Origin of the sequence: Streptomyces scabichelini (genome assembly GCF_011045015.1) — a bacterium.
Taxonomy (GTDB): Bacteria; Actinomycetota; Actinomycetes; order Streptomycetales; family Streptomycetaceae; genus Streptomyces; species Streptomyces scabichelini.
This window is the reverse complement of sequence record NZ_JAAKZY010000021.1, coordinates 23,453-39,596: the sequence shown is the minus strand read 5'-3', so window position 1 is coordinate 39,596 and position 16,144 is coordinate 23,453. Positions and strand designations below refer to the sequence as shown.

Below are 16,144 nucleotides of genomic sequence, written 5' to 3'. Positions count from 1 at the left end.
CCATCGACCGAACGGAGGGCGGCATGGCAACACGCACATGGGTGAGATCCCTGGATGCTCGCCGCGTCTCTCCCAGCCGGTGCCGGACCCTCCTGGTCTGCTGCCCGCACTCGGGCGGCTGGGCCCAGAGCTTCGCACCGTGGCGCGAGCACGTCCGGGACATCGACGGCGATGCGGAATTACTGGCAGTCCAGTACCCGGGGCACGGCGACCGGGGCGCCGAGCGGCCAGAAGCAGACGTGCGAGCCATGGCGGATGCGATCAGTACGGAGCTGATCGCCCTGGCCCCGGCGGAGGTGCTGCTCTTCGGGCACAGCTTCGGCGCGATGGTGGCCTACGAGACGACGCGGCAGCTGGAGTCCGCCGGCGTGCCGCCGGCCGCGCTGGCGGTCAGCGGTGCACGGGCCCCGGGCGATCCTGCCGCACCGCGGGGTGACGCGGACCTTCCGGACGAGCAACTGTGGTGGCGTGTCGCGGAGCTTGGCGGCATCGACCCGCTGGTGGCCGAGGAACCCGACCTGCGCGACCTGGTGCTGTCCGGCCTGCGCGCCGACATCACCGCACACGAGCGGTACGTGTCCGCGCCGCCGGCCGCCCCCGTGAACGTCGGCATCCGGTGCTACTTCGGCGCCGACGACCCTCTGGCGCCCGAGGACGCCGGGCGGGGGTGGGCGGCCCGGACCAGGGGCCGGGTACGCACGCGGGTGCGGCCTGGCGGGCACTTCCACCTCTTCGAGAGCCCTCACAGTCTCCTGGCTGATCTGCTCGCGGATCAGCCAGGAGAACCGGCCGGGACCGAACCGGAGTCAGTGGCGTGGGCGTGAGCGGCTCCTGGTCCGGGATGCGTGTTGTGGTCACGGGCGGCGGTTCGGGTATCGGGGAGGCCATCGTGCGCAGGGCGGCCGCACTCGGCGCCGCCGTGCTGGCGGTCGGCCGCGACGCCGGCCGGCTGGCGCAGGTGGGCAAGGAGGCGGGCCCGGAAGTGTGCTTCCACGCCGGTGACGTGACCCGCCAGGGGGCCGCCGCGGCCATCGTGGCCGCCGCACACGAGCAGCTGGGCGGGATCGACGCCGTGGTCAACAACGCCGGACACGCGCGGTTCGCACCGCTGGAGCAGGCCGATGCACGGGAGTTCGAGCAGATGCTCGCCACCAACGTCGTCGCGGCCGCCGAGCTGACCAGGGCGGCCCTGCCGGAGCTGCGGGCCAACCGCGGCAGCGTCGTCAACGTGTCCTCGGTGGGCGGAGTACTGGCGATGCCCGGCCGCGCGTACTACGGCGCGAGCAAGGCGGCACTGAACTCCCTGACCCGCTCACTGGCCGTGGAACTGGCCCCCGACGTGCGGATCAACGCGGTGCTGCCCGGCCCGGTGGACACCAAGCTCTGGGAGCGAGCCCTGCCGGACGGCCCGGACGGCGTGGCCGAGCTCCGCGAGCAGGTCATCGCGGGCACGCCGATGGGGCGTTTCGGCACACCCGACGAAGTTGCCACCTGGGTCTGCCATCTGCTCGACCCCGGCGGAGCGGCCTGGGTCACCGGATCGGTGATCGCTGTGGACGGTGGCCGGACAGCCTGAAGGACATCCCATCGAGCTCAGGAGAATTCACGACCATGGCGCAGAGGACTCCGCACGCCCCGATCTTCCCGGAGGCGTCCGCAATACCCACGTCCTGGCTGTACGAATCGTTCAGGCTGGCCAACGAGCGGGAGGACCAGGCCGGTCCGTTGATCAAGCTGCATGTCGGTGAACCCGCGTTCGGGCCGCCCGAGTCAGTGGGCAGGGCCCTCGCCGAGGCGGTACTCGACGGCCGGACCCGGTACATCGACGTGCAGGGCCTCCTGGAGCTGCGGGAGGCGATCAGCGAGAAGCTCGCCACCTGCAACGGTATCGACGCCCCGCCGGACCGTCTCTTCGTCACTCCGGGCTCATGCCAGGGCCTGGTGGCTCTGCTGCGGACCCTGGCCGAACCGGGCGCCGAGATCCTGATCCCTGAGATCCACTGGCCGGTGCACCTGCAGCAGGCGCTGCTGGCCGGCCTGCGGCCGGTGTTCTACGGCCTGGACGACTCCCTCGCCCCCGACGTGGAGTCGGTGCGTGCCGAGTCCGGTCCGAACACGCGGATCCTGCTGCTCAACTCGCCCTCCAACCCGACCGGTGCGCTGCTGACGCGCGAAGCGCAGACGCGGCTGTACGAGCTGGCCTCCGAGCGGGGGTGGCAGATCGTCAGCGACGAGGCCTACGAGGACTTCGCGTTCGCCGCGGAGCATATGTCGATCGCCTCCCTCGAGCGCGGCGTGGCGGCCTCCCAGCGGCTGGTGAACAGCGTGTTCACGTTTTCCAAGGGGCTGGCGATGACCGGCTACCGGCTCGGCTACGTCGCCGTCGCGCGCCCCAAGGTGTGCGACGCGATGCGGATGGTGCAGGAGTCGAGCATCATCGCGCCGTCCGCCCCGATCCAGTACGCCGGGCTCAGCGCGCTGAAGGCGCAGGAGTCGATCGCCGGGAATCACGCGTTCGTACGGGCGAACCGCGACCGCGTGCTGCCGGCCCTGACCGAGGCCGGGCTGCTGCCTGCGCTTCCGGGTGGCGGCTGGTACGCGATGGTCGACATCTCGGCCAGCGGCATGACCGGCGAGGAGTTCGCCGCCGAGCTGCTGCGGTCCGAGGACGTCGCCGTGGTGCCGGGCGGGGGATTCTCCGCCCGCCCGGAGTTCGGCGCGGACGGCACGCTGCGCCCGCTGCGGCCGGGCGGTGTCGCCGGCGGTCTGGTGCGGATCGCGTTCTGCGCCGACCGGGAGCAGCTGGCCCTCGGGGTTGAGCGCATCGTGGCGCTGGTCGAGCAGAAGCGGAAGGAGATGCACTGATGGACACCGAGGAGTCCTACGAGAGTTACTTGTGCCTGGACCAGCTTCTGTCCTTGCAGCAGCCGTCCTCCTCGGGGCGGGCGAGCGGGCAGACGGTGCTGTCGGAGCAGTTCTTCATCGTCTGCCACCAGACGTGCGAGCTGTGGCTGAAGCAGGTCCTCGCGGACCTGTCGGCCGTCATGGAGGCGTTTTCCACGATGCGCCCGACCGACCTGGAGCACGCGGTCGCGCTGCTCCACCGTGCGGGCGAATTGCTGAGGCTGCTGCACGAGCAGCTGATCGTGCTGGAACGACTGCCCTTCGAGGACTTTGCGGCCTTCCGGCCGTTCCTGGGCTCCGCCAGTGGCGCCCAGTCCCCCCAGTTCCACCAGCTGGAACGGTTGATCGGCAATGCCGTGCGCACTGGCACGCTCTACATGGAGTTCGCCCGGGGCGCGGAACGCGCCGGCAGCACCGTGGACACCATCGTCGAAGCCGGCCCGGAGGCGGGCGTCGAGCACCGCATCGTCGAGGGGCTCTTGGACCTGGGCAACGGCTACACGCGCTGGAAGGTCGGCCATGTGGCGCTGACCAGCAGGATGCTGGGTGACAGCCCGGGTACCGGCGGGTCCGCCGGCGTGGCGTATCTGATGGACCACGCGACGCTGCCGTTCGCCGAACTGCGTCTGCTGCGTGGCAAGTCGCACCAGCGCATCGCGGAGACCCACAGTGGTGCGTCAACCGCATTCCACGCCGGGCTTCCCTAAAGAGCCAGATGTATGAACGGTCAACATACGGATTTCGTCAATTGGTGCGTATCTCTTGCCTGCCCGCACCGCCGCTCCTAACGTGAAGATCGCGACCGATAAAGCGAAAAAAACAAATCACTGAGTGACGCCGAAACGAGGGCACGCTATTGAATCGCCGCTACTGCACGCCCGACGCCCGTGCCACGACCGGCAATTGGACGGCCGGTTTCGAATTACCGACACTCCTTCACCGACCGGAGTGCGACTCGCTTCTTTGACGCCATCTGCATCACTGCACGAGTTCAGGATGCCCGAACACTGCAGGAATGACGGCTCAGCCGGCCTCCACGGAACCGGCTGCGGTAAACCAGATTAGAAATGCGCCGAACGGGGATCGAAATGCAACGCATTCGGGAATTCCGCACCCCAGTCGACTGTTGCCCGCCGCACCACAGACGCGTATCCCGCCTACAAAGAGAGGAAGCGTATTCAAGGGGCGCCGAATGAGCGCCCGCGATGTCGTGTTCCTCCGCTGGCCGGCCCAGGCCAGTGAGCGCACCCGGCTGCGCGAGACTGGAGTGCCTTCGCTGCTGGTCGTGGAGGGAAGCGCCCCACCGCCGACCGATATCGCCCCCAATGAAGACTGGATACGCCCTCCTGTCGCGCGCTGCGACGTCGAGGCCCGCGTATCGGTGCTGAGACAACGCACGGCCAGCGCCATGCCCGTACTGGATCCCACCGGGGTCCTCTACTACGCCAACGAATCGGTGCCGGTCTCAAAAGCCCAGGTGGCAATGATGCAGTGCTTCCTCGCCGATTTCCGGCAGGTCGTGTGCCGCGAAGAGCTGAAGGAAGCTCTGGCCAGCATCAACGTGGGATTCTCCAATAATGCGTTGGATCTGCATATCCTGCGGCTCCGCAAACGAATATCCAGGGTCAGCCTCGAATTGCGAACGGTGTGGGGGCGCGGATATCTCCTGGAGTGGTCGGACTTCACTGACATCGCAGATCAGCTGCCATGACCCTGCAGCTGTAGACCAGGGCAAGAGGGCTGCGGGAAGACATGACCGTGAATATCCGGCATGTCTTCCCGCGCCGTGTCAGGCCGTAGGCGCCCGGACCAACCACGCGTGGCCAAAAGAGTCCTTGACGCGGCCGGTACAGGCCTCGCACACGGCCACCGATCGATCCGGCCGCGAGAGCATGCGGACAACACGACCGCCGCCCGGAATGACAGGACGACGGCAGATTCGAAACAGCATTCAGCGGCAGCCAAAGCCAAGTGGCTAGCATGGCGGCCATGTTGATGTTTCCTCGAATGATCGTGCCCGACCCGGACCGTGCGGCGAAGTTCTACCAGAACGCGCTCGGTGCCGAGGAAGTGCTCCGAGTACCGGGCGAGGACGGCCGTCCCACCGTCATCGACCACCGCCTGGCCGGCGGGTCCTTCAGGATCTCGCCGGCCGTGGCGGAGTGGGGGTGGCTCTCGCCGGATGACCTCGGCGGCTCCCCCGTGCTCATCGAGATCGACGTCGATGACCCCGACGCCGTGGGCGAGCGCATGACCGCCCACGGCGCCGAGGTCATCGTGCCGATCGAGAACCGGCCCTACGGAAAGCGCTCCGGCCGTATCCGTGACCCGTTCGGCCACCTGTGGATCCTCACCGGCGAACTCCGCTGAGAGCCGGCCCGCCCCCGGTCACGCCACCTGGCCGGCCGGGGGCAAGGGGTGCAGCCGGTACCCGTAGTCCTGCGCGTTGTCCTTGATCGCCTTCTTGACCGCGACCGGCATGATGAGGTCGCGTATCGTCCGCTGCCACCAGTGCCGCGGGGTCATGACCGCGCCCATACGCTGGGCCTGCTTGTTCATCTCCGCCACGCGGGCGCGGCGGAGAGTCTGGAAGGCTCCGAAGGCGGTGGCGACATCTGACTCCCGCCGCAGCGCGGCAGTCAGCTCGTACGCGTCCTCCACGGCAAGCGTCGCTCCGATGCCCAGGTGCGGCTGGATGGCGTGGGCCGCGTCGCCGATGACGATCCCCGAGCCCCGGTACCACTGCTCCAGCTGCGGAACCTCGTACACCGGCCAGCGCCACACTGTCCCCGTGGAGGCACCGATCACTTCGCTGATCACCGGGGGGTCCGCGCGGTGCCGCTCGACCATGGAACGCACCCAATCGGCGTCCGAAATCGCGGCGAGCTCTGCGTACGAGCGCTCCTCGTACTCGTAGTGGTTCTCGAACCAGAGGACCTTCCCGGGGCGGACGACCTGATAACCGATGAAGCCCCGCAGCCCGAAGGTCATGTGGAAGAGCCCGTCGACCTCGTGGCGCTCTGAGACCTCCGACCAGCCCCCGGAGCCGACGACGCCCGCGTAGCGCGCCTTGGGGGCCTGCGGCAGCAGGTGGCCGCGGACCTCGGAGTGCACGCCGTCGCAGCCGATCACGATGTCGGCCTCGGCCTCCGCGCCATCCGCGAAGGACAACTCCCAGCTGCCGTCCGGCCTCGCGGCCAACGAGGACAGCCGGCTGTCGAGCCGCACGCCCACGCCGTCCTCGGCAGCCGCCTCGCGGAGAGCCGCGCTCAGTTCACCACGCATGATGTTGGTGGTGTTCTCCGGATTGTGCGCGAGCCGGCGCCCTTTGTGGTTGCGGAAGGAGAATCCGGTACAGGCCGATCCGGTCGTGAGCGCCCGGTCCGCCACTCCCAACTCCTGCAGAACGGTGCGGCCGAGCCGCGCCAGATTGAAGAACGAACCCACGGCCTCGGGCCCCTTCTTGTAGGCCTCGTAGAGGGTCACGTCGTATCCCGACCGGGCGAGACCGATCGCGACCGTCGGACCGGCCACTCCTCCTCCGACGACGGCTACGCTCTCGCCGCGCCTCGATCCACTCATGTCGGATTCCCTCCCGCAGATTGACTGTTGTCGCGATTCCTGCGCTTGCCACGCGGCCGCCTCCCGCTCCGGCGCACCTCAGCGCGCTTCGGCAGCGACCGTGGGCTCCCCGTCGGTGGTCAGCTCCTGCTGCTTGATGCGCAGCCCGAACACGATCAGGGCCGCCACGCCGAGCAGCATGATGCCGACGACCAGGAAGGCCCGGCCGGCCCCCTCCGTGAACGCGATCTCGAAGAACTTGTCCTTCGCCTGCCGGCCCATGTCTCCCGCGGCTGCCCCGGCGGCCAGCTCCGCCTGCTTGTCGAGCATCTCGCGCACCCACACCGTCGACAGCACCGCGATGCCGAGGGCGCCGCCCACTTGCTGCATGGAGTTGAGTACAGCCGAAGTGACTCCCTGTTCGTCCTGGCCGACGCCGTGGAGGGCCGTCAGGGTCAGCGGAATGAACATCAGCGCGAAGCCGCAGGCCGTGACCGGCATCGGCGGAAACACGTGCGCCCAGTAGGTCGAGTCGGCCTCGAGGAGCGAGTACCAGTACATCCCCGCGGCGGCCAGCAGCGCGCCCACCCCCGCGATCCGCGCCGGGGCGAATTTCGAGACCAAGAAGGACGACAGCTGCGATGCGGCCATCATGAAGATGGCGAACGGCATGAATGCGACGCCCGTCTGCAGAGATGAGTAGTCCAGAACGTCCTGCGCGTACTGGCTGAGGAACATGAAGAACGAGAACATCGCCGCCGACACGATCAGCATCGCGCAATAGCTCACGCCGCGCGTGCGGCTGCGCAGGATGCGCAGCGGCAGCAGCGGACCGGCCGAACGCCGCTCGGCCAGGATGAACACGGCCAGCAGCAGCACACCCGCCCCGAGAGCAATCAGCGTCCCGGTCTCCGACCACCGGCTGCCGCCGCTGGTCGCGTCGCCGCCCGCCCGCGTGAAGCCGTAGACCAGGGCCGCCAGGCCGACCGTCGCGGTCAGCGCGCCCACCAGGTCGAACGATCCGCGCTTCGGCTGCGACTCGATGAGGAACCTGGCCGCCAGCAGCGCCACCACGGCGCCGATCGGCACATTGATGAAGAAGGTCAGCCGCCACGATATTTCGGTCAGTACGCCGCCCAGCAGCAGGCCGACCGCCGAGCCCAGCCCGGACATCGCCGCGTAGACGCCCATCGCGCGGTTGCGCTGGGGACCGGCAGGGAAGGTCGTGGTGATGAGCGCAAGCGCGGCGGGGGACGCCATCGCCGCGCCGACCCCCTGGAGCGCCCTCGATGCGATCATCCATTCCGGGTTGGTGGCGGCGGTGCCGAGCAGCGACGCCACCGCGAACACCGCCGCACCGAGGGCGAAGACACGCCGCCGGCCCAGCAGGTCACCCAGCCGCCCGCCGAGCAGCAGCAGGCCGCCGAAGGCCAGCGAGTACGAGGTCAGCACCCAGGCCAGGCTCTCCGGAGAGAACCCGAGGCCGGTGCGCAGCTTCGGCAGCGCAATGGTGACGATCGTCGCGTCGAGCACGACCATCAGCTGCACCGTGCTGATGAGCGCGAGCGCCATGCCGAGGCGGCGGCCGCCCAGGCCGTCGGCGGCCGACTGCTCCTCGCTCGGTTCGGACAGGTCGGCAGACACGGCGGCCTCCTCGGATCGTTCGTGTGCGCACGGCTTTCGCCGGTGAACGTAGCCCTTCGAAGCCGGGCGACGAGCGCCGGTGAAAGAGTGCTGACAGGCCCCCGACAGGCGTATGGGGCACTGGGGTTAGCTGGCGGGACGGCGGACCGGTCCGATCTTTGGAGGCAGTCTTGTCACCCACAGTCCAGCCCCGGCGCCCGCGCCCACAGGCCGGCCACGCACCCGGCACACCGAGCGCCCAGGGTCTCTCCGTGCGGTTCTTCGGAGCAGGGCTGGCCGCGGCCGAACTCATGGCCTGCTACCTGGGCATCGAAGTCGGTGCCTACCAGGCGCTGGCCGATATCGGTCCAGCGACGCCCGCCGAGGTAGCGGACCATGCCGGGCTCGACGAGCGCATGATCCGTGAGTGGCTGGAGCAGCAGGCGGGTGCAGGAGTCCTGCGCGTAGACGACGCCGGGAAGCCTGCGCAGCTGCGCCGCTTCGAGCTGCCGCCCGAGCATGCCGAGGCCCTCCTCGACTCCGGGAGCCCGCACTGGATCGCTCCGCTGGTCGTGATGCCGATCGGCGGCATGGCGGCGGTCCTCCCGCAGCTCGTGGCGGCCTACCGGAAGCGGACCGGGGTGTCCCCGGACGTCTACGGCGATGCCATGCGGTCCGGCCAGGCGGATCTCAACCGCGGGGTCTTCGACCACCACCTGTCCGGCTGGATCGCCCGGCATCTGCCGGACATCGAGGCCCGGCTGCATGTGCCCGGCGCCTCGATCACGGATGTCGCCTGCGGCTCGGGGCTCTCCACGGTCACGCTGGCCCGGCTGTTCCCCGCGGCGCAGGTGCACGGCGTCGATATCGACTCCGCGTCCATCGCCCATGCCCGCCGGCGCCTGGCCGGCAGCGACCTCGGCGACCGGGTGACGTTCAGTGCCCAGGACGCGGCCGAGGCGGGGCGAAAAGGTGAGAGCCTGCTCGTCTGCGTATTCGATGCCCTGCACGACATGCCGCGGCCGGTCGAGGTCCTTCGCGGCTGCCGGGAGATGCTGGCCCCGGGCGGCTCCGTCCTGCTGATGGAGCCTTCGGTCGCGGAACACTTCACCGCCGAGCCTTCGGACAGCGAGCGTTTCCACTATGCGGTCAGCGTGCTGCACTGCCTCCCGATCGGCATGAGTGAGACGCCCACGGCGGCGACCGGCACCGTCATGCGCCCGGCCACCGTGCGCTCCTACGCGCGCGAGGCGGGGCTGGAGACCGAGGTGATCGATGTCGGGCACCTCTTCTACCGGCTGTACCGGCTGCGGCCCGCCTGAGGACGAGAAGAAGCGGCCGGCCTGAGGCTGGGAGAATGCCTCGGGCCGGCCGCTTCTTCCGGCGGCGGCCGCTTTCGGGGGAACTGCTCAGGCGGCGGCCTCGTCGCGCTGCCGGGCGCTGCCGCGCGGCTTGCCGACCTTGCCGGTCCGCAGGTACTCCCCCACCAGGTTGTTGACCTCGGTCGGCTTCTCCAGCAGGGACGCATGACCGGAGTTGCGGATCTCGGTGTACTCAGCCGTCGGGATCAGGTCGGCCAGCTCGCGGGCGAAGTGCCGGGGAGCGACGATGTCGTGCTCCATGCCGACGATGAGCAGCGGTACGCGCACCTCGCCGACCTGCTCCGGGGAGGGCCGGAACTGCCGGGCGGCCTCGGCATGGCCGATCGCGCCGTGGCCGCCCGACTCGGCCCACCCCTGCAGGCCTTCCAGGAAGGGCCCGATGAACGCATCGCGGTTCAGCGCCCGCGGTCCGAACAGGTACATCGCCCGGTAGACGCCCTCCAGGAGCGCGGGGATCTTCTGGTCCGACTGCAGCCGTGTCACGGCCTCGGCCTGGATGGCCTCCTGAAGCTTGCTGGCCTTCCAGGGAACGCCGATCAGGGCGGCGCGCTCGATCAGGTCGGGCCGCTTCATGGCGAACTCCAGCAGGATCATCGCGCCTACGGAGTACCCGATGTAGGTGCATTTACCGAGGCCCAGCGCCTCGTTGAACGCCGCCAGGTCCTCGCCGAGCATTTCGACGGTGTAGGGCGGCGGAGTCTCCTCCGATGGCGCAACACCGCGCAGGTCGAAGGTCACCACCCGGTAGCCCGCCTTCGTCAGGTGCGGCACCTGCACGTCCTCGAACAGGGACGCCTGGTGCTGCCCGGGGATGAGTACGACGACCGGTCCGTCCTGTGGTCCGTAGATGTCGTAGCTCAGGGTGACACCGGTCGACAGCGTGATCTTCATGCAGTTTCCCTTCGTGACTGAGCCGGCGGCCCAGGTCAGGGCGAGACCAGCTCGTCCTGCTCCGCGAGCTGGCCGAGGACGTACTCCAGCACCTGCTCGGTGGTCTGGATGCCCCGACCGGTTTCCTCATCGATCGGCGGCAGGTCGAAGTCGTCTTCGATCGCGAAGGCCAGCTCGAGCAGGGCCAGCGAGTGGAAGCCGAGGTCATTGACCAGGTTCAGGTCCTTCGCCGAGTCGAACCGCTCCGGCTCAGGTGCGAGTTGCTGGATGATCCCGAGCACTGTCTCGCGGACCTCCTCGGGCTGAAAGGGCATCCGCTTTCTCCTGTCTCGTTGCCGTCATTGCATTCCGGTGGCTCAGGGTGAGCCACAGCTCCCGGCGTCGGCTCTTGCCGCTCGAGGTGCGCGGGATGGTCCCACGGGGAACAGGGACAACGTGCCGTTCGACGCCGGGGCACGTCGTGGTGAGCACCCGGTCGGCGAGCTCAGCGCACTCGGCGCCGAGATCCTCAAGGACGGCATACGCGTGGGCCCGCGAGCCCAGCTCGCCGAGCACCACACAGGTCCGGTTGAGGTCCAGCCCCGCACGGCCGAGCATCATCTCGACATCTTCTGCGAACACAAACCGGGCGTTGACCTTGAGGCTGTCGCCCAGCCGGCCGAGCACGAACAGCTCGCCGCCGCGCTCGAAGGCCACGTCACGGGTGTACAGGCGCCCGTCGCAGAACGACGTCCCCGCCGCCGAGCCTTCCAGATAGCCGTCGGCGAGCGAGGTGCCGGTGACGACAACCTCACCGAGATGCCCTTCGGGCACGGGCTCGCCCTCCGGGCCGGCGAGCCAGACGTCCAGGCCCGCCAGCGGCCGCCCGCAGCTGATCACGTCGACGATCCCGTGCTCGTCCAAGCCGTCGACGTCGGTGCGCACGACCGCACCGACAGCCAGCTCGCCGCGGCGGATACGCACGGAGGAAGCACTCTGGTCGACAGGCACTCCCGTCACCGCGAGCGTGCTCTCGGCGAGGCCGTACGCCGGTGTGAGCGCGCTCGGTTCGAGGCCGTGCCCGGCCATCAGGCCGGTGAACGACTCCACGAGGGCAGGGTCGATCCGCTCGGCACCGACGATCAGGGTGCGCCAGTCGGCGAAGTCCAGGCCGTCGAGCTGCTCGGGGGCGACCCGGTCGACAATGCGCTGCAGCCCGAAGGCGGGAGTCGCCGTGATCGTGGCGCCACCGCGGGCAAAACGGCGCAGGTAGGCCATCGGATGGCGGATGAACGTCTCCGGCGTGCACACCGCGAGATCGTTGTTGCCTCCCGACACCGGGACGACCATGCAGCCGATCAGACCCATGTCATGGTGCATCGGCAGCCAGGAGCACCAGGCGTCGCTCTCCGTGGCGCGCTCCCACGCCCGGATCGCCGCGACATTGGCGGCCAGGGCATCGTGGGAGACCCGCACGCCGCGCGGCCGGCCGGAGCTCCCCGAGGTGAACTGGACAAGTGCGAGGTCCGGGACATCCCGCCGGCCAGGTCCGGCCGACGCCAGCGCGTCGGTCACCAGGAGCCGCACGTGCCGGCTGGACGCAAACCCGGGTTCCTCGGTGACCACCTCCCGCGCGTAGGACTCGTGATCGTTGTCGAGTACGAGCACACGGGCGTCGAGAGCGTCGATCACCTGCCGGATGCGCTCACGGTTCGCGTCGCCGGACATGCGCGTGGGGGGAGGGAGCACGGATACCGCACAGCCGGCCGCCTGGATCCCGTAGAAGCCGGCGATCAGATCCGGGCCGCTCCGGCACAGCAGCGGCACCACCGACCCGGCCGCCACGCCGTCCGCGATCAGCCCGCCGGCGATGGCGAGCGCGCGCTCCGCGAGGCCGGGATAGGGGGCCCTGACGCTCGCCCCGGCGTCGAAGAACTCCACGGCGGTGTCGGTGCGCGGGTGCTCCAGCCAGCTCAGCGGATGGATGCCGGTTGTGGTCATGGCAGGGACCGTATGAGACAGGAACTCGGCGTCGGCCGTCTCTTTCACAGCTCTGTCGCGTTGCCGTGCCGACACCGCGAACTCGCCAAAACTGACTCGCCGTAGGGAACCGTGGCATGCCGTGCGGAAGCCGAGGACGCCGATGACAGACCAGCTCATGCCGATCGAGAAGTTCACGCCGTGGCCCCAGGAAGATGCCGGCCGCTACCGGCGGGCGGGCCTGTGGCAGGGCGTCCCCCTCGGCGACGCCCTCACCGCCGCGGCCGGTACGGATCCGGCTGCGACCGCCGCGGTCGACCGCCACCGGCGCATCACACACGCGCAGTTGCGCGCCGAGGCCGACGAGATCGCCCACGGCCTGCTTGCCGTGGGCATCCGTCCCGGCGACCGCGTGGTCGTGCAGTTGCCCAACGTCGTCGAGTTCCTCACCGTGACGGTCGCAATGCTGCGGGCCGGGATCATTCCTGTGCTGGCCCTGCCCGGCCACCGGCAAGCCGAGGTCGACCACCTCGCCGCGGCCTCCGAGGCGGTCGGCTACGTGACGGTCGGCCGTTTCCAGGGCTTCGACTACCGCTCGCTCGCCCGCCGCCTGCGCAATGCCTCGCCGGACCTCGTCTGTGTGATCAGCGGCGATGCCCAGGAGTTCACCTCGCTCCAGGCGGTACGGGACGCCGGGGCAGCCTCGGCCGGTGCCCCACTGCCGACGGTGGACCCCGCGGGCGTGGCGCTGCTGCTGCTCTCCGGCGGAAGCACCGGCAAGCCCAAGCTGATCCCGCGCACGCACGACGACTACGCATTCAACATCCGCGGCTGTGCCGAGGCCCTCGAATTCGGCCGCGACTCGGTGTATCTGGCCGCCAACCCGGCGGCCCACAACGCGGCCCTGGGCTGTCCCGGGGTGTGGGGAGCGCTGCTCGTGGGCGGCAAGGCGGTGCTCGCGGCGAGCCCCTCCCCCGACGAGGTCTTCGGTCTGATCGAGCGCGAGGGCGTGACCCACACCACGGTGGTGCCCGCGATTGCCGCGCTGTGGTCCTCCGCGAGCACGACGCGACAGGTCGACATGAGCAAGGTGCTCCTGCAGGTCGGCAGCTCCAAGTTCGACGCCGACGCCGCCGGCCGCACCCAGCGCGCGCTGGGCTGCCGCATCAGCAACTGGTTCGGCATCGGCGAAGGGCTGCTGACCTACACCCGGCTCGATGACCCCGAGGAGATCATCCACGGTACGGAGGGCCGGCCGCTGTCGGAGTACGACGAGATCCGCATCGTCGACGAGGCCCTGCGCGAAGTACCGACCGGGGAGGCCGGCGAACTCATCACCCGGGGCCCGTACACGATCCGGGGCTACTGGAACGCCCCCGAGGCGAACCGCACCGCGTTCACGCCCGACGGCTTCTTCCGCACAGGGGATCTCGCGCGGCTGACGCCCGACGGCAACGTGATCATCGTCGGGCGCGTCAAGGACATCATCAACCGTGGCGGCGAGAAGGTGTCGGCCGAGGAAGTCGAGCTCCACCTGCGCAGTCATGAGGCGATCAGCGAGGCGGCCCTCGTGGGACGGCCCGACGCCGCGCTCGGCGAAGCCTCCGTTGCCTTCGTCGTGCCGTCGGGCGACGAGGAGATGAGCCTGGTCGGTCTCAAGCGCTATCTGACGGCCCGGGGCCTGGCCGTCTTCAAGCTGCCCGACGAACTTCGGCTGCTGCCTGCGCTGCCGCGCACCCCGGTCGGCAAGATCGACAAGGTCAGCCTCCGGGCGGACGCGGCCGACGCCGCCGGCTGAGGCCCGGCGTGATCGAGGAGCTGGTGCCGGCGGAGGTCGCCGCATGCGACCTCTTCGGCGACGCGCGCACCCACCGGCTCTTCGACTCCGAGCGTGCGCTGGTGGAAAACGCCGTGGCGGCACGGACCTGGGAGTACACGACGGTCCGGTGGGCTGCCGCGCAGTGCATGCGCCGCCTGGGGCGGATACCCGCGCCGTTGCTGCCCGGGCGGCTCGGCGCGCCGCGCTGGCCGGACGGGCTGGTCGGGAGCCTCACGCACTGCGCGGGCTATCGGGCCGCCGTCGTCGCGCACGCCTCGGCGGTGTCCGGCCTGGGCATCGACGCCGAGCCGGACGAGCCGCTCCCGGACACCGTGGTCGGGCATATCGCGTCGGCCGGAGAGCTGCAGCACCTCGCCGCTCTGCGGTCCGCCCATCCCGCGGTCCGGTGGGACCGGTTGCTCTTCTGTGCCAAGGAGGCCTTCTACAAGCTGTGGTCGCCCGCGACGGGTTCCTGGCTGGGCTTCGACGGCGCCGAGGTCAGGTTCGCCCCGTCACCCGGGGACGCCCGGGGGCGCGGGTACGTCGTGCGGCCCACGGGCGCGGCGTCCGGGTTCCCCGCCGTGCGCGGGCAATGGCTGGCGCGGCACGGTGTCCTGGTCACCGCGATCACAACGGCTGCGGGCGCACTGCCCGCCACCGTTCCGGCCCCGGACGATCAGGACGGCACTGCCGCGACGGGAATCTTCTCGTAGGCCGAGTACGGGAACCGGAAGCCGCCGCTGCTGGGGCTCCAGCGCGTCGGCCCGGCCGGCTCGAGGTGCGAGAAGCGGGCCATCAGCCGGTCGAACACGACCGCGCCTTCGATCCGCGCCAGCGCCGCTCCCAGGCAGAGGTGGACCCCTCCCCCGAAGCTGACGTGCGGATTGGGCGAACGCGTCAGGTCCACCCGGTCGGGCTCCGCGAACACCGATGCGTCACGGTTCGCCGACGCCAGGAGGAGTACGACGACCCGTCCCGCGCGGACGGTGTGCCCGGCGATCTCGATCGGTTCCAGGGCCAGCCGCGAGGTGGCGTGGATCGGCGCGTCGAACCGCATGAACTCGTCGAGCGCTGTGGGGATGATGCTCGGATCCGCGCGCAACGTGCGCTGCGCATGGGGCTCTGTGAGGAGCACGCTGCCGCCCGTGGCGATCATGTTGGTGGTGGTCTCGAAGCCTGCGTAGTACACAAAGAGCGCGTTGTCGACGATCTCCTCATCAGTCAGCGGCTCGGTACCGTCCCGCACCGCCATGAGCATCCGCGACAGCAGGTCCTCGCCCGGCCGCCGGCGTCGTTCGCGCAGCAGGCCGGCGAAGTACTCGCGCAGCTGAACGACCGCCTCATGCGCCTCGCGCTGCTTCTCCTCCGGGATGAACACCGCGAACGCCTGCGCCAGCGAGGTGGACCACCGGGCGACCATGTCACGGTCGGCGTCCGGAATGCCGAGCAGCTCGCTCATCACCGACACCGGGACGGGGACCGCCAGATCTGCCACCAGGTCCCAGGTGTCGCGGTCGGCCAACTGGTCGAGGAGCCGGTCGACGAGCGCGCCGATGGGGCCGTCGAGCGTGCGCACCATGGCGGGGTTCAGCGACTTGGTCAGCAGGCGCCGCAGCCGGACGTGGGCGTCGCTGTCGCGGTTGATGATGATCCGCTGGAGGTAGTCGTTGGCCGGGCCCTGCCCGATCGAAATCGCCTGGTACTGCTCCGGGAACTCGCGGCCCAGGCGGGGCTCGCGCAGCAGCGCGCTGACCTCGGCATGCCGGGAAAACACCCACTGTCCGGGACCGCCCCGGCACACCGGACCGTACTCCCTCAGTCGCCGGTAGACCGGATACGGGTCCTCCACGTTCTTGTTGTCGTCAAGTACGTACCGCGGCATGTCCGACAGCATGAGACACCTCCGAAATCGCCCCCAACGTAGCCGCGGCACCGCGGCGTCCGGCCGGAGCGCGAAGGTTGACCGACAGGTTCGAGGCCGACCCACCCTGGCTCTGCCAGGCTC

15 protein-coding genes are annotated in these 16,144 nt (G+C 69.8%); 9 read left to right on the top strand and 6 right to left on the bottom strand.

Features of this window, described 5'->3' with window-relative positions:
* Positions 1-23 precede the first annotated feature (23 nt).
* From G5C60_RS09435 to G5C60_RS09410, 6 genes are all read left to right on the top strand, one after another.
* Complete coding sequence (locus tag G5C60_RS09435; RefSeq protein ID WP_165256716.1) at positions 24-824, top strand: thioesterase II family protein; 801 nt, start codon at positions 24-26, stop codon at positions 822-824.
* Positions 821-1,576 (top strand): SDR family oxidoreductase, encoded by a 756-nt coding sequence (locus G5C60_RS09430; RefSeq protein WP_165256714.1) that lies wholly within the window; start codon positions 821-823, stop codon positions 1,574-1,576. Before G5C60_RS09435 ends, G5C60_RS09430 begins: the two co-directional genes overlap by 4 nt.
* A gap of 35 nt (positions 1,577-1,611) precedes the next feature.
* Positions 1,612-2,865, top strand: coding sequence for a pyridoxal phosphate-dependent aminotransferase (locus G5C60_RS09425; RefSeq protein WP_165256712.1), 1,254 nt, complete (start codon positions 1,612-1,614; stop codon positions 2,863-2,865).
* Entirely contained in the window at positions 2,865-3,611 is a 747-nt protein-coding gene (locus G5C60_RS09420; RefSeq protein ID WP_241266625.1) for a tryptophan 2,3-dioxygenase family protein, read from the top strand. The genes G5C60_RS09425 and G5C60_RS09420 overlap by 1 nt, the downstream gene beginning before the upstream one ends.
* Before the next feature lie 485 nt (positions 3,612-4,096).
* Positions 4,097-4,615, top strand: coding sequence for a winged helix-turn-helix domain-containing protein (locus G5C60_RS09415; protein WP_165256710.1), 519 nt, complete (start codon positions 4,097-4,099; stop codon positions 4,613-4,615).
* Between the two features lie 278 nt (positions 4,616-4,893).
* Positions 4,894-5,274, top strand: a complete 381-nt coding sequence (locus G5C60_RS09410; RefSeq protein ID WP_165256708.1) for a VOC family protein — start codon at positions 4,894-4,896, stop codon at positions 5,272-5,274.
* A gap of 18 nt (positions 5,275-5,292) precedes the next feature.
* Here the strand turns inward: G5C60_RS09410 and G5C60_RS09405 are convergent, their stop codons facing one another.
* Both G5C60_RS09405 and G5C60_RS09400 read right to left on the bottom strand, forming a co-directional pair.
* A complete protein-coding gene (locus tag G5C60_RS09405) occupies positions 5,293-6,486 on the bottom strand; it encodes an FAD-dependent oxidoreductase (protein ID WP_165256706.1) in 1,194 nt (397 codons plus the stop codon).
* 78 nt (positions 6,487-6,564) lie between these two features.
* On the bottom strand, positions 6,565-8,037 hold the full coding sequence (locus tag G5C60_RS09400) for a DHA2 family efflux MFS transporter permease subunit (RefSeq protein WP_165256704.1): 1,473 nt from the start codon (positions 8,035-8,037) through the stop codon (positions 6,565-6,567).
* A 323-nt stretch (positions 8,038-8,360) separates the two neighbouring features.
* Here G5C60_RS09400 and G5C60_RS53595 point away from each other — a divergent pair, with 323 nt between their 5' ends.
* Positions 8,361-9,410, top strand: coding sequence for a class I SAM-dependent methyltransferase (locus tag G5C60_RS53595; protein WP_338145754.1), 1,050 nt, complete (start codon positions 8,361-8,363; stop codon positions 9,408-9,410).
* 87 nt (positions 9,411-9,497) lie between these two features.
* Here the strand turns inward: G5C60_RS53595 and G5C60_RS09390 are convergent, their stop codons facing one another.
* The 3 genes from G5C60_RS09390 to G5C60_RS09380 are packed head-to-tail and all read right to left on the bottom strand — an operon-like array spanning position 9,498 to position 12,341.
* Positions 9,498-10,361, bottom strand: a complete 864-nt coding sequence (locus G5C60_RS09390; protein WP_165256702.1) for an alpha/beta fold hydrolase — start codon at positions 10,359-10,361, stop codon at positions 9,498-9,500.
* Positions 10,362-10,396: 35 nt separating this feature from the next.
* Positions 10,397-10,675 carry a phosphopantetheine-binding protein gene (locus G5C60_RS09385; protein WP_165256700.1) on the bottom strand — a complete coding sequence of 93 codons (279 nt, stop codon included), beginning with the start codon at positions 10,673-10,675 and terminating at the stop codon, positions 10,397-10,399.
* Positions 10,611-12,341 (bottom strand): AMP-binding protein, encoded by a 1,731-nt coding sequence (locus tag G5C60_RS09380; RefSeq protein WP_165256698.1) that lies wholly within the window; start codon positions 12,339-12,341, stop codon positions 10,611-10,613. The genes G5C60_RS09385 and G5C60_RS09380 overlap by 65 nt, the downstream gene beginning before the upstream one ends.
* A gap of 142 nt (positions 12,342-12,483) precedes the next feature.
* On the opposite strand from G5C60_RS09380, the gene G5C60_RS09375 reads away from it, so the two are divergent.
* Both G5C60_RS09375 and G5C60_RS09370 read left to right on the top strand, forming a co-directional pair.
* The gene (locus G5C60_RS09375; RefSeq protein WP_165256696.1) at positions 12,484-14,118 is read left to right on the top strand and encodes a (2,3-dihydroxybenzoyl)adenylate synthase; all 1,635 of its coding nucleotides are present in this window, start codon (positions 12,484-12,486) and stop codon (positions 14,116-14,118) included.
* Between the two features lie 8 nt (positions 14,119-14,126).
* Entirely contained in the window at positions 14,127-14,852 is a 726-nt protein-coding gene (locus tag G5C60_RS09370; RefSeq protein ID WP_165256694.1) for a 4'-phosphopantetheinyl transferase superfamily protein, read from the top strand.
* Here the strand turns inward: G5C60_RS09370 and G5C60_RS09365 are convergent.
* Positions 14,816-16,021: a cytochrome P450 gene (locus tag G5C60_RS09365; RefSeq protein ID WP_241266624.1), complete on the bottom strand. Its 1,206-nt coding sequence runs from the start codon at positions 16,019-16,021 to the stop codon at positions 14,816-14,818. The genes G5C60_RS09370 and G5C60_RS09365 overlap by 37 nt on opposite strands.
* Positions 16,022-16,144: the final 123 nt, after the last annotated feature.

Bases quoted from the DNA above. Each gene is read 5' to 3' on its own strand.
- G5C60_RS09420 (WP_241266625.1), top strand. From the start codon at position 2,865: ATGGACACCGAGGAGTCCTACGAGAGTTACTTGTGCCTGGACCAGCTT.
- G5C60_RS09365 (WP_241266624.1), bottom strand. From the start codon at position 16,021: ATGCCGCGGTACGTACTTGACGACAACAAGAACGTGGAGGACCCGTAT.
- G5C60_RS09405 (WP_165256706.1), bottom strand. From the start codon at position 6,486: ATGAGTGGATCGAGGCGCGGCGAGAGCGTAGCCGTCGTCGGAGGAGGA.
- G5C60_RS09400 (WP_165256704.1), bottom strand. From the start codon at position 8,037: ATGGCGCTCGCGCTCATCAGCACGGTGCAGCTGATGGTCGTGCTCGAC.
- G5C60_RS09390 (WP_165256702.1), bottom strand. From the start codon at position 10,361: ATGAAGATCACGCTGTCGACCGGTGTCACCCTGAGCTACGACATCTAC.
- G5C60_RS09435 (WP_165256716.1), top strand. From the start codon at position 24: ATGGCAACACGCACATGGGTGAGATCCCTGGATGCTCGCCGCGTCTCT.
- G5C60_RS09380 (WP_165256698.1), bottom strand. From the start codon at position 12,341: ATGACCACAACCGGCATCCATCCGCTGAGCTGGCTGGAGCACCCGCGC.
- G5C60_RS09375 (WP_165256696.1), top strand. From the start codon at position 12,484: ATGACAGACCAGCTCATGCCGATCGAGAAGTTCACGCCGTGGCCCCAG.
- G5C60_RS09385 (WP_165256700.1), bottom strand. From the start codon at position 10,675: ATGCCCTTTCAGCCCGAGGAGGTCCGCGAGACAGTGCTCGGGATCATC.
- G5C60_RS09410 (WP_165256708.1), top strand. From the start codon at position 4,894: ATGTTGATGTTTCCTCGAATGATCGTGCCCGACCCGGACCGTGCGGCG.
- G5C60_RS09425 (WP_165256712.1), top strand. From the start codon at position 1,612: ATGGCGCAGAGGACTCCGCACGCCCCGATCTTCCCGGAGGCGTCCGCA.
- G5C60_RS09415 (WP_165256710.1), top strand. From the start codon at position 4,097: ATGAGCGCCCGCGATGTCGTGTTCCTCCGCTGGCCGGCCCAGGCCAGT.